Source organism: Rothia aeria (assembly GCF_016726365.1).
GTDB lineage: Bacteria > Actinomycetota > Actinomycetes > Actinomycetales > Micrococcaceae > Rothia > Rothia aeria.
Genome location: NZ_CP068102.1, coordinates 756,427 through 770,736, shown reverse-complemented (window position 1 = coordinate 770,736; position 14,310 = coordinate 756,427). Strand labels below are relative to the sequence as shown.

The following is a 14,310-nucleotide window of genomic DNA, read 5'->3' as shown; positions in this document are numbered from 1 at the left end:
TGATGAACATGACACGTGACGGCGCTCAGGCGACGCGCACCCCCATGCGTGCGTGTTACCTGGGCGTCCTACTGGTTTTGGTGGCGCTCGTACTTTCAGCGTGCGGCGCCAGGGTTGAGACGGATCTGGGGCTGGAGAACGCCGAGAAAGGCTCCCGAACGATGTCCATCTCCTTCAATATGAAGGACAATAAGGACTACGTGAAGGGCGACATTAACTCGATTGATTCGTCGATTAAGAAGCACTTACCTTCTGAACTGTCTTATGAGGGTATACAGACCGACGGTGATAAGGCGCGTGCCACCTTCAAACTCTCGTTTACAAGTATCAGCGAATACCGCACAAAAGTTGAGAACCTTCTGAAGCTTTCAGGATCCTCCACAACCCCCACTATCAGCATCTCAGACAGCACCACGGGGCTGGTCCAGGGTGTACAGGTGTCGGAGAACTTCAGCTCCAAAGAACTGCTGGGATGGGTTCCCGAGAGCTTGGTAGTCGATGGTGTTATCGAGTCGAAGCGCAAAAGTAGTGTGCTTGGAACAGAAGATAAAACCACCGTCAAAATGGGCGATAGGGAGCTGAAAAACTCCTCCTCATCGACCCCGATCTCAGTGAAAGATATTAAAGATAACGGGTTCGGCTTTGTTCTGGTGGATGCGCAGGTGCAGCAGAATGGCTCGTACACTGCAAAAATATTTTTTGTTGCAAAAGATATTATGGAGCCTGATAAAGCTAAGGCTGTAGACTCTTACCTGCAGTCGGCCACCCCCGAGGGCGGACAGGTATCTAAGGGTGTGGATGAGGCGAGCATTAAGAGCTACTACACCGTCTCTTCCAAAGCCAGCACCTCCGCTGGGAAAGAAGAACTGGGGCGTACCCTCACCTTTGAAGCCAGCAACTTAGAAGACATGAACTCGAAGCTGCAGAAAATCTTCGGGAATAAAAACACCGAACTGAAGCACGAGCAGGAAGTGAACGATACCTCCGGCAAGCTCATGGTGAAAAATCATGTCAGTGGCCAGGTGGACTGCTCGATTGTGTGCTCACCGGAAGGTAACGGAGCCCTTTTCAAGCTCTCCGGCAGTAACGGTGTATACACCGAGCAGGGCGGCTCCTCAAATAGCGGATCGTCTAAGAACATCGTGCAGAATGTGGACCTTAGCTCCACGCAGGAAATTAAGGTTCAGGATGCCAGGACTTCTGTATCTTTGGGCATGGACGGCTCTGTTGAGGCTCGTTTCGAGTACTCAGTGAAGAACTCCGATGCGGCTTTAGCATCAGAGGCCCTTAAAAAGAAGTTCTCTCCCGGCGATGATATTGGAACCTTAGAGGAAGGGAACGACGGCGACAATACCGTCTATTCCACTGTCATTAAGGGAAAAGACTCGGCTGATTTTAACAATCGTTTAGAAGGCTATCTGCCCGGGTCGACATTCACTATCACTCACCCCGGCGGTTATAACCCCTTCGGCACCTCATACACGGTGGAACCAGCGTTTAATCTCAAATCACGAGTGGGGGATGGCTACTCAGGCAGCTACAGTTTCTCATTCAACGCACCGTTTATGAGCACGGTGGATCAGAAAAAGTTTGAGACGCAGAACTCTCTGCCTGAGGGGGCAAAAACTGAGGCTGAAGGGCGTAACCTGACGGTCAGCAACGAGCACGGAACATTCACTCTGAGGATTCCGGCCGCTGGCCTAACAATGAGCGATATGGTGATTGACGGCGTCATCGTGCTTCTGGTGCTGCTGATCGTCATGATCCTGTTGCTGTTCCGCAGGCGCATCAGCTCCTCACTCCGTAACTCCCGTGAACAGCGGGCAGCCCTCGCAGCCGCCCAGCAGGCGCAGGGGTACGGTCACGGCGGCAACCCTGAAGCATATTTTATGAGCCGCTCTGGCGGAGGCCACCAGACCCAGGGGTATAACCCAGCCCAGCCTGCCTACTCGGAGGAAGGGACCTACCAGCAGGATCAGTATCCCCCGCAGAAGTCGGGGTATGGCGAACCGCCAACTGTTCCTATTAACGATATGGGCTCAAACGGTGCCTGGGACGATGAGACCCACCCGATGCCCCAGTATGCACCGCAGGAAGGCATAGGAGAACCCACAGCGCCTATGTCTTACCAGCAGGTAACGTATGAGGAACCTACTCAGGCGATTTCCGGGAACGGTGCAGTTCAGCATGAGCCTCCGACTCGACCGGTCTCTGAACCGCCCCGTTCGGGCAGCTCTTCACAGCGCGAACAGGACTACCTGAAATAACCTGGGTGCCTCTGCGCGCGAATAAGCCGCTGGCTTACACCGCTTCTGCGGTGGAGCCAGCGGCTTTGCTGTACGCCCACTACACGCTAACCTGCGGTAAAGCTCCCATCAACAGGCAACAGGATGCTGGGCCGTTCGCGCCCCAGCAGGGTGAGCGGGTTAATATATTCGGCATTTTTGCCGCTTCCGTCTTCTTTATCCCCGCCGCGTCGCACGCCCCAGTGCAGGCACGGCCCCTGCTCACAGTGGTGTATATCGGGGTCTAATGTTGCGATAGTCTGCCCGGCGGATACTTGTGTCCCTTCGGGAAGAGGGTCTTTTACTGGTTCAAAGCTAGACCTTAAGCCTCCTGGATGTTCCAGCACGATCACGGTGCGATCGACAACTTTGCCGGAGAAGACGACGGTTCCAGCAGCGGGGGCCTGCACCTGCGCATTGTCGCTGTCGGTAGCTAAATCAACGCCGCGGTGTCCCGCGCTCCACCGCTGGGCTGGTTTACTGAACGGTTTGAGCACGCGCACTTTGCCGGAGGCGGGTGACCGCCATTTACTGCGAGATGCCGATACCTGCTGCACAGTGATGGCCTGGGTGGGTTCGGCGGCAGAGACGATAATGGGCGGGGTGAACAATATAAACGCAACACATGCAGCTATTGTTGGTAAGGTCTTCGACGCATGCGCGGTAGGGGAGAGAGGCATTATGTTTTCTCCTTAAGCGATTTTCTTGGGTCGGGGATAATACGTAGTTCTTTTGAGGAAACCAGAAAATTCTCAGTCTTGGGGCGTCGTCTGCCAGAACTGTGGATAAAGACGGGGCGCAGTCACCTAATGGTGCTATCCACAGATGCGCAGCGACAGTTCTTTTGTAAGTACGATCATGTGGCAGTGTTGTCTGTATCTGAGTCAACGAGGCGAGGGAAACGTATTAGCTGCCTGGAGCATGGTGACTGTCCAGTAGGGACAGAAACAAACTGCCTCATAAGTGGAACTGCCACTGGGGTGAGGTATTGAGGGCAGGGGCGCGGGCACGGTGAGAGAGCCGAAGCAGAAAAACCTGCGTCAATAGGGTACAATTTCGTATTGCAGTGTGCGCTTTTGCGTACTCTGACTACGCGCGGCGTGAGCGTCCGGTATCACAAGCCGGACGATAAGGAACCTTCGGTCCGCCCCATAAACTAGGCGGTGAGGGTCTGAGGCCCGGGGCTACCCCTGGCTTAAGCGCCGCTAGGAGAAACCGATAACTACTATGCGCGCGTGCGGCTAGCCCGAGACGGGAGGTCGGCGCGGCACCCAGAAAAAGGAGACGACATGCCCGTCGTAACTATGCGTGAGATGCTGGATTCCGGCGTTCACTTCGGCCACCAGACCCGTCGCTGGAACCCCAAGATGAAGCGTTTCATCCTCACCGAGCGCAACGGCATCTACATTATTGACCTGCAGCAGTCCCTCGAATTTATCGACAAGGCTTTTGAGGCTGTGAAGGCAACCGTCGCACACGGCGGTAATATCCTGTTCGTGGGCACCAAGAAGCAGGCCCAGGAAGCTATCGCTGAGCAGGCTACCCGCGTGAACATGCCGTACGTGAACCACCGCTGGCTCGGTGGTATGCTCACCAACTTCTCCACCATCGCTAAGAGCATTGAGCGCATGAAAGAGCTGGAGCAGATCGACTTCGACGACGTCGCGGGTTCACGCTACACCAAGAAGGAACTGCTGCTGATGCGTCGCGAGTTTGAGAAGCTCGAAAAGACCCTGGGCGGTATCCGTAACCTGACCAAGGTTCCCTCCCTGGTGTGGGTTGTTGACACCAAGAAGGAGCACCTGGCGGTTAACGAGGCTCAGAAGCTGGGCATCCCCGTGGTGGCTATTCTCGACACCAACTGCGACCCCGACGAGGTGGCATTCCCCATCCCCGGCAACGACGACGCAATTCGCTCCGTGAACCTGCTCACCCGCGTGGTGGCGGATGCGGTGGCAGCTGGTCTGCTTGAGCGTAACGCTAAGAAGAGCGGCAAGGCGGAGACCACCGAGGAGCCCATGGCTGCTTGGGAGCGTGAGCTTCTGGAGCAGCACGAGGCCGCTAAGACCGAGGAATCCGCAGAAGAAGCTAAGTAAGCTTTAGCTCACCCGGTAACGGGGAGCTCACGGACGGTACCCACCCGCTCAGGGCGGGTGCCGTCTGCTCATAACTCATGGGCGTTATTGCGCCCACATCTTATAAAGGATAAAGAGGAGTTCACATGGCGAACTACACCGCAGCCGACATTAAGGCACTGCGTGAGAAGACCGGCGCAGGTATGCTCGACGTTAAGAAAGCCTTGGACGAGGCAAACGGCGACCAGCAGAAGGCCGCGGAGATCATCCGTGTTAAGGGCCTGAAGGGCATCACCAAACGTGAAGGCCGTGCGACCGCTGAGGGTCTGGTTGCTGCCCGCGTGGAGAATGGCGTTGGCTACATGGTTGAGGTTAACTCCGAGACTGACTTCGTGGCGAAGTCCGACCCGTTCATTGCGTTCGGTCAGAATGTGCTGGAGGCTGCTATTGCAGCTAACGCGTCCACCCTGGAAGAGCTGCAGGCTGCATCTTACGAGGGGAAGACCGTTGAGGAGCTGACCACTGACGCAGGTGCGCTGCTGGGTGAGAAGATTGTGGTGCGCCGCGTGGCCCGCGTGGAAGGCGAGAACGTGGCAGTGTACCTGCACAAAACCTCCAAGGACCTGCCCGCACAGGTCGGTGTTCTGCTGGCTGTATCCGGTGCTAACACCGAGGAAATCGCACACGATGTTGCTGTGCACATTGCCGCTATGAGCCCCAAGTACCTGGATTCGGCGTCCATCCCTGCTGACCAGGTTGAGACTGAGAAGCGTGTGGCCCGTGAGACCGCGATCGCTGAGGGCAAGCCCGAGCAGATTCTGGACAAGATTGTTGAGGGCCGTCTGAAGGGCTTCTACAAGGAGAACACTCTGCTGGATCAGGACTTTGCTAAGGATCCCAAGAAGTCCGTTGCCCAGGTGCTCTCTGAGGCAGGCGCAACCGCAACCGGTTTCGCACGTTTCCGTGTGGGCGCATAAAAATACGCAGCCACTAATTTTAGTGCTCCCCTAACCCGGTGAAACCTGGCGGCGGGGGCGAGAAAACGAGGGGAGGTCGTCACACGGCGGCCTCCCTTTAACGTATCCTTGATAAAGACTGATGGGGCATACCCCGACCACTACTAACTAACCGTTGGAGGGTTCTATGAAAGAATCGATCGCACACCCCCTGTACGAGGACAGCAACCGGCATCGACGCCGTGTTTTACTCAAACTTTCCGGCGAAGTTTTTGGTGGCGGTGAAGTGGGTATTTCCACCGAGGTGGTGCGCAATATTGCTCGGCAGATCGCGGCAACCGTGGGTGAGGTAGAGACCTCCATCGTGATCGGTGGCGGCAACTTTTTCCGTGGCGCCGAACTTTCCCAAGCAGGGATGGACCGTTCCCGTGCCGACTACATGGGCATGTTGGGTACCGTCATGAACTCTTTGGCACTTCAGGATTTTCTGGAGCAGGAGGGTATTGATACCCGTGTGCAGTCTGCTATCACTATGCCGCAGGTTGCCGAAACTTACATTCCACGCCGCGCGATTCGTCACATGCAGAAGGATCGCGTGGTTATTTTTGGTGCTGGTGCGGGCTTGCCGTACTTCTCAACTGACACCGTAGCCGCCCAGCGCGCCCTGGAAATCCACGCGGATGAGGTGCTGGTCGCTAAGAACGGTGTGGACGGGATTTACACCGCCGACCCGAATAAAGACCCAAATGCTGAACGTCTGTACAACCTCACCTACGATGAGGCGATGCAGCGTAATATCCGGGTGCTGGATCAGACCGCGTTTTCCTTGTGCCGCGATAATAACGTGACGATGCGCGTGTTCGGCATGCAGGGTGAAGATAACGTGACTCGCGCCATTAAGGGTGAGAAAATGGGCACTCTGGTGACTCGCTAGGTGCCGCGCTATTATACAGCGGCGTCTTGCCCCATCGCACCGACACACAGGCGCAAAGAGTCGCCGCGAAGGCCGTGGGGCGACTAAACTATAACTACAGGCATTGCTCAAGTACCCGGGCACCATCGTAGAGCCCGCCCGTACCGCTGGAAGCCGCCACGAAAATAATGTTCAGATTCGGCTCGCGCCGACTTCACCCCCAGAAGGAGATCCGAAGTGATCGAAGAAACCCTTGCCGAAGCCGGCGAGAAGATGGACAAGACTGTTGAAGCTGCTAAGGCTGAGTTCGCTAAGGTGCGTACGGGCCGCGTAAACCCGGGCCTGTTCAGCTCGCTCACCGCCGATTATTACGGGGCACCCACCCCGCTGCAGCAGCTTGTTTCGTTCAATGTTGAGGACGCCCGCACCGTGAAAATTGTGCCGTTTGACGTGACCGCCCTCGCCGCTATCGAGAAGGCGCTACGTGACTCGGATTTGGGTGTTAACCCCAGCAACGATGGGGCGGCTATCCGCGTGGTGATGCCAGAAATGACCGCTGAGCGCCGTAAAGAATACACGAAACTGGTGAACCATAAGGCCGAAGAGGCCCGCATTTCGGTGCGTAATATCCGCCGTCACGCCAAGACCACCATCGATAAGTACGTCAAGGACGGTGAAATCGGTGAAGACGACGGGGCACGTGCCGAGAAGGAACTGGACGCCCTCACCAAGAAACATGTTGATACCATTGACGAGCTGTACAAGCACAAGGAATCCGAACTGCTAGAGGTTTAGCGGGAGCCGGTACCAACGATGACAGCAGAACCCGAAAGCACCGGGGAATCCCCCTCACTACCGCAGGTAAAGCCCACGTCAAAGGCTGGGCGGGACCTGCCCGCCGCCATTGGTGTGGGGGTGGCTTTCGGGGTGCTTCTTCTCTTGGGGCTGTTCTTCCCGCCCGTGATGGTTTTTACTGCCGCGCTAACCGCTGGGGTGGGTGCATGGGAAGTCGCTCATGTTTTGAACGATAAGCGCGGGCACGGCATCCCCGCCGTCGCGACCGGGGTGCTGACGGTGATGACCGTTGTCGCCTCATATATTCATGGGGTGCTTGGGCTGGTTATATGTACTGCGGTATCGGCAGTTATTCTGCTGGTGTGGACCCTGCTTCTGAGTGGACGTAGGCGCACCGCAAACATCCCGGCGGCCACCTTCGGGGTTCTTGGGACCCTACTGTGGGTGCCGGTGCTGATGAGCATCCCCATTGTCTACTTGGGGAGTGTTGAGCGTGGCTGGCTGGGAATCCTGATGATCCTCCTTATGGCCATTAGCAACGACACGTTCGGCTATATTGCCGGGGTAAACTGGGGGAGGCACCCCATGGCCCCGAAAATTTCACCCAAGAAAAGCTGGGAAGGGCTGGCTGGCTCTATTATCGGGTCGGCCCTGGTAGCCATTGTCACCCTCATTATTGTGGGACAGCCGTGGTGGTACGGGCTGCTCGTAGCCCCTGTGATGGTGGTCGCATCCACGGCTGGGGATTTGATGGAGTCGGTGGTAAAACGTCGGCTGGGTGTGAAAGACATGTCGAACATCCTGCCCGGTCACGGCGGCATGATGGACCGTTTGGACTCAATTCTTTTCGCGGCTGCCGCCGGGTGCCTGATTTTTGGGACCGTGATGCCGCTGTAACGAATACCGTACACTAGATGTTTAGCCGCGCTGCAGGTTATTGAACGCCAGTACACGAAGGAGCGTCCTTTTGGCAAGGAAAAAAATTAGGCCCGCCCGTGACGGGGGCTTCTCCCGTACCGCTGAGACCGTTGCCGGGTACCGCCGTGTGGAGGTAGACCGCCTATTTACCCGCCTTGCCAACGACTACGAGCACCTCAGCAGCGGAGCAGAAGTGCCTTCAGACATATACACGTCACGTTCCATCCGGCAGGTGATTTTTCAGGCTGAGCCCGGCGGATACAATCCCGTGGAAGTGGACCGTGCCTTGGAGCAGGTGGGGGAGAGGTTCGCCAAACTGGAACGCAGCCGCTATATTCAGCGGTATGGACTGACCGAATGGGAGCGTTCTTTACGGTCCACTGGTGAGTTGCTGGCGGGGCGTTTAGAGCGTCCTCGGGGTGAGAAATTCCGCCGCCCTACTAAACGCAAAACGGTTGGCTACTTCATTAGTGACGTAGATGAACTGTGTGACCGGGTGCTTGCCCAGCTTAACAGTGAGGAGCCGCTGGATGCTGGTGTAGTGCAGCGCGCCTCGTTCCGGCCTGCCACCGGGTCTGTCTGCTATGACGAAACTCAGGTGGACGCGTTTTTGGACCGCTGCATTGAGCTGCTGCAGGACTTAGCCTAAGGCGGCGTGCTTTCTCTCTGAGGCGCCAACGTTACGGGTCCGTGCGTAGCCGCTGACTTTCCGCAGGCGATACTGGGGTTCGCAGCTGTTGACGGGCGGGAGTAGTCCGCTTCTGGTTCTAGCCTCGGATAGGGGATACTTATAACTATGAAATTTGGTTCCTCCGCCCGCTTAGATGCCACGTCCCCCACCCTTACTAATACGTTGAAAAGCCTTGTGCGCACACCCTCACGTGTCACTCTTCTAGGTTCTACCGGTTCTATCGGCACCCAGGCAATACAGGTTATTGAGCATCTTGCGCGTCTTGCAGGCACCACCGTCGATGCTGAGGATGCACCGCTGAAGGTTGCAGCTCTCAGTGCCGGTTCACGCTCCCTCGAATTATTAGCACAGCAGGCGGTGCTGGTACGGGCCGAGCTTGTTGCCACCAGCGGCACGGCGCAGGATGCACAACGGTTGCGAGAATACCTTGATGCGGCTGCCCGCAGCACGGGCATTAGCGGGTACAGTCCGCGCATCGTCTGGGGAGAACGTGCCAGCGTTGAGGCGGCGGCGCATCCGGCGGATGTGGTGCTCAATGGCATTACCGGATCTATCGGTTTAGAACCCACACTGACCGCCCTCAAAGCGGGGTACCGGGTTGCCCTTGCGAATAAAGAATCTCTGATTGCGGGTGGTCCGCTTGTGCGTGCCGCCGTCGATGCCTCACCGTTAGAAACCCCGATGGTTCCGGTGGATTCGGAGCATTCGGCTCTTGCCCAGGCTCTAACCAGCGGTACCGACGCCGAGATAGACCGGCTGATTCTCACGGCCTCAGGCGGGCCCTTTCGCGGGTACACGCGTGAGATGCTTCACGATGTTACCCCACGGCAGGCGCTGGCGCATCCTACCTGGGATATGGGGCTGGTGGTCACAACCAATTCGGCAACGATGGTGAATAAGGCCCTTGAGGTATTAGAGGCACACCATCTTTTTGGGGTTGATCTTGACCGCATTGATGTTGCGGTACACCCGCAGTCGATTGTGCATTCAATGGTTCAGTTCGTAGACGGCGCGACTATCGCCCAGGCGTCCCCGCCGACCATGCTTCTGCCTATTGCTTTGGGACTGACGTGGCCGCATCGTATTCCGCAGGTAGCGGCCCCTTGTGATTGGACTCAGGCGCAAACATGGACTTTTGAACCGCTTGATGCGACGGCTTTCCCTGCTGTGCAGATGATTAAAGAGGCGGGCAAGCGGGGCGGAACTTTTCCCACCGTTTTTAACGCCGCTAATGAGGAAGCGGTTAGTGCTTTCCACGCCGGTAAAATTCGGTTTACCGATATTGTGGATTCCGTGGCGCGTGTTTTGGAGGCACACACCGCCAGCGGCGAAGCCGTGACAGACACCGAGATGACCCTAGACGCAGTGCTTAACGCCGAAACCTGGGCGCGGACACAAGCCCGTGAATTACTGATTCTGTAGGCGGGATTGTAAAAGCACATGCTGTAGACCCAATAGTGGGGTCAGTCAACTTTGGCTCGGCTCCTGTGCTAGATTCCCCCGCTCCTGCGCCTGGACCGAGCCCGGTAGAGCCAAGCAGCGCCGGGGCAGATGCTTCGGCTCAGCCTATTGATTCAACTTACACCCCCTCACCGGAGAAGTCTTCGAGCGCCCCGAACCCGGAGCCTTCTGCGGCGACAGTGGCACCGGATCCGAGGAACCCATAGCGGTATCGTACAAGGAAGGGTGCACGGTGAAGCGCGCAGGGCAATTCCCCGTTTATTAGTTGTTCAGCAGAGGAGAGGGAAATATCGGTTATGGGTGGGTATGGTGAGGAGCCGCGTCATGCGTTGGAGCCGTATTTTTGTGAGCGGTCTGTGGGGCCTGTGTCTGAGGAGTCGCGGGGCCGGTGGGGGACGTGGGATTGGGAGCCGGGAGAGCTGGGGCGGTATTTATTACGGCCGATATTGGCGATGGTGTTTGTGGTGGGTCCTGCAATGTATGGTGCTATATATTTGGGGCTTCATGAACCTACTGCGCCTCCGGTGTTGTTTTATGTGTTGGCGGTGTTGGCGCCGGTAATTTTTACGGGGTTAACGGTGGTGCGGTATGTGCGTCGTCGGGGGAGGATGCATGGTTTGTGGGAAGGAAATCTGTTTCTGATAGGGATGCTTATTCCTAATTTGGCAGGTCCCCCGTATAAGTTGTTGACCACGGTGTGTGCTGCTTCGTCTTTGGTGGCGACGTTTTGGGCGTCGGTGGTGGTGACGTTTTGGGCGCAGTATCGGGGGTTGGATCCGAATTATTATTTACGGTATGTTCCTCCGGCGCCGGTGGCGAGGAAGGAGGGGGTGCGGGGGTATGTGCAGTATGTGCGGGGTGAGGCGTTTTTTATTTTTGTGTGCCTCGCAGGGTTCCCTGCGTTCTTTTTCTTGGCAATAGGTATTTTTGTTCATGATAATGATCGGGCTATCTCTGAGTTTATTATTGCTATGGAAAGTTTTGCTGTGGCAATATTCCTGTGTTTGATTCTTCGGGGTATTTTTAAGGTGCATTCGCGGTGGCGTCGTTTAGGAGTAATAGCGGTAGTAATTTTTTTGGTTTTTCATCCGGCAGGGTTTAATCCGTTGCTTACATTGTTTTATGCTATTGCGGGGGATGTTTCAGGTGGTATGTTCTTTCCTTCTGTTTCTCGGGGGAAGAACGCTGAAGAGGTTGAGGGTGCTTAGCTTGAGAGATTCGGTGCTGCCTTCAGCAGGTTCACAGATAACAGGAGTATCCTAGAGGCTTTGCGGTATCCCGCACACACAAGCAGTCCGCTCTGAAGGAGAGACGTGGAGATTCTGTACTACGCCGCTGGCGTGATTATTATGGCGTTTGCCATCGCGGTATCCATTGCTCTGCACGAGGTGGGGCACTTGGTGCCCGCTAAACTCTTCGGCGTGCACGTACCCCAGTATATGATCGGCTTCGGAAAAACCATTTTCTCGTTCCGCCGGGGCGAGACCGAGTACGGGTTTAAAGCCATCCCGCTCGGTGGGTACATCTCTATGATTGGCATGTACCCGCCCGCCGTCCAAGAAAAAACTGATGCTTCAGCCGAAGAGGATGCTTCGACTGAACGTGAGAAGGTCACAGCGTCCGCGGCCGCAGGTACCGTGGCGGGGCAGGCAGTATCTGAAACCGCTGAACTCACCGGTGATACTGCAGAACCAGCCGAAAAATACGCTGTACCCCAGCGGCAGGTGCGTTCCGGGAACACCAGCCTGCTGGCATCGCTCTCTGCTGCTGCCCGTGAGGCGGATGCCGAACGTATCCAGCCTGGCGATGAGAACCGTCTCTTCTATAAGCTGCCGGTGTATAAGCGCATTATCATTATGCTCGGCGGGCCGTTCATGAACCTGCTGATTGGGGTTGTGTGCACCGCAATCCTAATTTGTGGGTTTGGGCTGCCCACCGCCACGAATAAGGTCAGCTCTGTGTCGGAGTGTGTGCCGACGGTCAGTATGAACACAGATTCCATCACCTATGAGGAGTGCAGCGCTTCTTCTCAGCCGTCCCCCGCGAAAACTGCCGGGCTGCGTGCAGGGGACACGGTGCTGGCGGTGAACGGTACTGAAACCAGCAGCTGGACGGCGGTCTCAAGCGCTATCCGCGCGGCAGGGACCACCCCCAGTGAGATAAAGATCATGCGGGACGGGCGTGAACAGACCCTCACCATCACCCCGGTGCAGCTGGTGCGGCCCGTGGTTGATGAACAGACCGGCCAGTACGCCCGCAATGAGGACGGGTCCTTTAAAACAGTCAGCGGCGGGTTTGTGGGTATTTCTCCCACCTCCGAGCTGAAGCCTGGTAACCTATCCGATGTGCCGCCGAACGTGGGGCATACCCTGGCTCGTATTGCCGGGTCCATGTGGTCGTTGCCGCAACGGGTCTGGGATCTTGGGGTAACTCTCGTTACCAATGGTGACCGCGACGCGAACTCGCCGGTTTCTGTAGTGGGGGTGAGCCGTATTGCGGGGGAGGTCGCCTCTACCGATCAGATTGACCGCACCTCTAAGGAAGCAACTCTTGTCTCCCTGGTGGCCAGCATGAACTTGATGCTTTTCGCGTTCAACCTTATTCCGTTGCTGCCCCTGGATGGCGGGCACGTGTTTGGGGCACTATGGGAGGCTACTCGCCGTGCCTTCGCCAAACTTACCCGCCGTGAAGACCCGGGTCCCTTCGATCCCATTAAGCTCATGCCGCTTACCTACGTGGTGGCTGGAGCATTCATCCTCATGTCCGTTATCCTTATTGCCGCAGATATTATTAAACCGATTAGGTTGTTCTAAATGTGCGGCTCGTGAGAGCCGCAACCTACGGTTTGGACGCCCCATCCTTAACGCCCTGTGATTTATCACGCGGTTAGGGTATCCGTATTAGTGAATCGCCGCGCGGCGGTGGCACAATAAGAAGCTGAACGGCGCACCCAGCGCCACCTCAACCCTTTGGAGGAATACCTTGTCGGTTAGCCTCGGCATGCCCGTACTTAAGCCCGCACCCCAGGTTCTTGCGCCGCGCCGCAAAACCCGCCAGTTCAAGGTTGGTACTGTAGGCATCGGTTCCGAATCGCCCGTCTCGGTGCAATCCATGACCACCACCAAGACCCACGATATTGGTTCTACCCTGCAGCAGATTGCCGAGCTCACCGCCGCCGGGTGCGATATTGTGCGTGTTGCGTGCCCCACCGATAAGGACGCTGAGGCGCTGCCGATTATCGCCAAGCAGTCCAATATACCGGTGATTGCCGATATCCACTTCCAGCCGAAATACGTGTACGCCGCCATTAAAGCCGGCTGCGGTGCGGTGCGAGTGAACCCCGGTAACATTCGTAAGTTTGACGACCAAGTAAAAGAGATCGCCGAGATGGCATCCGACCACGGCACCTCTATACGTATTGGTGTGAACGCCGGTTCACTCGATAAACGGCTGCTTGAGAAGTACGGTAAAGCAACCCCTGAAGCACTGGTTGAATCAGCCGTCTGGGAGGCTTCCCTGTTTGAAGAGCACGGCTTCCGGGACTTTAAAATCTCCGTTAAACACAACGACCCGGTGATTATGGTCGAGGCGTACCGACAGCTTGCCGCCAGCGGCGACTGGCCCCTGCACCTGGGAGTGACCGAAGCTGGCCCCGCATTCCAAGGCACCATTAAAAGCTCCGTCGCGTTCGGCACCCTGCTCTCACAGGGGATTGGTGACACTATCCGTGTATCTCTTTCCGCCCCGCCGGTTGAAGAGGTAAAAGTTGGTACAAAAATCCTTGAATCGCTGAACCTGCGCGAACGTAAACTAGATATTGTTTCGTGCCCCTCGTGCGGGCGCGCCCAGGTGAACGTGTGGGAACTGGCCGAGAACGTGACCAAGGGCCTGGAAGGCATGAAAGTTCCGCTGCGTGTGGCCGTGATGGGGTGCGTGGTGAACGGCCCCGGTGAGGCGCGTGAGGCCGACCTTGGGGTGGCATCCGGCAACGGTAAAGGCCAAATTTTTGTGAAGGGTGAGGTCATTAAGACTGTGCCTGAGGACCAGATCGTAGAAACCCTCATTGAGGAGGCGAACCGTATCGCCGCCGAAATGGAGGCACGCGGTGAATATGTCCCCGAGGGAGCCGCCCCCGCCGTCACCGTCAAATAGTTTTCAGCGCCCCGCACCCGTGTGCGGGGCGTTTCGCCCACTCGCCGCCCAGCACCTTACAACC

12 protein-coding genes are annotated in these 14,310 nt (G+C 56.7%); 11 read left to right on the top strand and 1 reads right to left on the bottom strand.

From position 1 onward, the window contains the following. Positions 1–2 precede the first annotated feature (2 nt). Positions 3–2,267: a flagellar motor protein gene (locus I6I94_RS03220; RefSeq protein ID WP_201620866.1), complete on the top strand. Its 2,265-nt coding sequence runs from the start codon at positions 3–5 to the stop codon at positions 2,265–2,267. Positions 2,268–2,353: 86 nt separating this feature from the next. Here the strand turns inward: I6I94_RS03220 and I6I94_RS03215 are convergent, their stop codons facing one another. Further along, complete coding sequence (locus tag I6I94_RS03215; RefSeq protein ID WP_128087581.1) at positions 2,354–2,965, bottom strand: murein hydrolase activator EnvC family protein; 612 nt, start codon at positions 2,963–2,965, stop codon at positions 2,354–2,356. Positions 2,966–3,574: 609 nt separating this feature from the next. Here I6I94_RS03215 and rpsB point away from each other — a divergent pair. The 10 genes from rpsB (at position 3,575) to ispG (ending at position 14,246) form a co-directional block, all read left to right on the top strand. Then, positions 3,575–4,381, top strand: a complete 807-nt coding sequence (rpsB, locus tag I6I94_RS03210; protein WP_006889032.1) for a 30S ribosomal protein S2 — start codon at positions 3,575–3,577, stop codon at positions 4,379–4,381. 125 nt (positions 4,382–4,506) lie between these two features. After that, entirely contained in the window at positions 4,507–5,337 is an 831-nt protein-coding gene (gene tsf / locus I6I94_RS03205; protein ID WP_006888995.1) for a translation elongation factor Ts, read from the top strand. Positions 5,338–5,503: 166 nt separating this feature from the next. After that, positions 5,504–6,250, top strand: coding sequence for a UMP kinase (gene pyrH, locus I6I94_RS03200; protein WP_006889002.1), 747 nt, complete (start codon positions 5,504–5,506; stop codon positions 6,248–6,250). 216 nt (positions 6,251–6,466) lie between these two features. After that, entirely contained in the window at positions 6,467–7,024 is a 558-nt protein-coding gene (gene frr, locus I6I94_RS03195; protein ID WP_006889026.1) for a ribosome recycling factor, read from the top strand. Positions 7,025–7,042: 18 nt separating this feature from the next. Further along, complete coding sequence (locus I6I94_RS03190) at positions 7,043–7,921, top strand: phosphatidate cytidylyltransferase (protein ID WP_128087582.1); 879 nt, start codon at positions 7,043–7,045, stop codon at positions 7,919–7,921. Positions 7,922–7,991: 70 nt separating this feature from the next. Continuing rightward, positions 7,992–8,591 carry a DivIVA domain-containing protein gene (locus I6I94_RS03185; RefSeq protein WP_006889001.1) on the top strand — a complete coding sequence of 200 codons (600 nt, stop codon included), beginning with the start codon at positions 7,992–7,994 and terminating at the stop codon, positions 8,589–8,591. A 147-nt stretch (positions 8,592–8,738) separates the two neighbouring features. Beyond that, the gene (gene dxr / locus I6I94_RS03180; protein ID WP_236588918.1) at positions 8,739–10,055 is read left to right on the top strand and encodes a 1-deoxy-D-xylulose-5-phosphate reductoisomerase; all 1,317 of its coding nucleotides are present in this window, start codon (positions 8,739–8,741) and stop codon (positions 10,053–10,055) included. Between the two features lie 404 nt (positions 10,056–10,459). Next, a complete protein-coding gene (locus I6I94_RS03175) occupies positions 10,460–11,302 on the top strand; it encodes a hypothetical protein (protein ID WP_201620865.1) in 843 nt (280 codons plus the stop codon). Positions 11,303–11,407: 105 nt separating this feature from the next. Further along, the gene (locus I6I94_RS03170; protein ID WP_201620864.1) at positions 11,408–12,907 is read left to right on the top strand and encodes a M50 family metallopeptidase; all 1,500 of its coding nucleotides are present in this window, start codon (positions 11,408–11,410) and stop codon (positions 12,905–12,907) included. 187 nt (positions 12,908–13,094) lie between these two features. After that, positions 13,095–14,246, top strand: coding sequence for a flavodoxin-dependent (E)-4-hydroxy-3-methylbut-2-enyl-diphosphate synthase (ispG, locus tag I6I94_RS03165; RefSeq protein WP_023132850.1), 1,152 nt, complete (start codon positions 13,095–13,097; stop codon positions 14,244–14,246). Positions 14,247–14,310: the final 64 nt, after the last annotated feature.

Coding starts and splice junctions, on each gene's coding strand:
- dxr (WP_236588918.1), top strand. CDS start 8,739: ATGAAATTTGGTTCCTCCGCCCGCTTAGATGCCACGTCCCCCACCCTT.
- ispG (WP_023132850.1), top strand. CDS start 13,095: ATGCCCGTACTTAAGCCCGCACCCCAGGTTCTTGCGCCGCGCCGCAAA.
- pyrH (WP_006889002.1), top strand. CDS start 5,504: ATGAAAGAATCGATCGCACACCCCCTGTACGAGGACAGCAACCGGCAT.
- I6I94_RS03220 (WP_201620866.1), top strand. CDS start 3: ATGAACATGACACGTGACGGCGCTCAGGCGACGCGCACCCCCATGCGT.
- tsf (WP_006888995.1), top strand. CDS start 4,507: ATGGCGAACTACACCGCAGCCGACATTAAGGCACTGCGTGAGAAGACC.
- rpsB (WP_006889032.1), top strand. CDS start 3,575: ATGCCCGTCGTAACTATGCGTGAGATGCTGGATTCCGGCGTTCACTTC.
- I6I94_RS03190 (WP_128087582.1), top strand. CDS start 7,043: ATGACAGCAGAACCCGAAAGCACCGGGGAATCCCCCTCACTACCGCAG.
- I6I94_RS03215 (WP_128087581.1), bottom strand. CDS start 2,965: ATGCCTCTCTCCCCTACCGCGCATGCGTCGAAGACCTTACCAACAATA.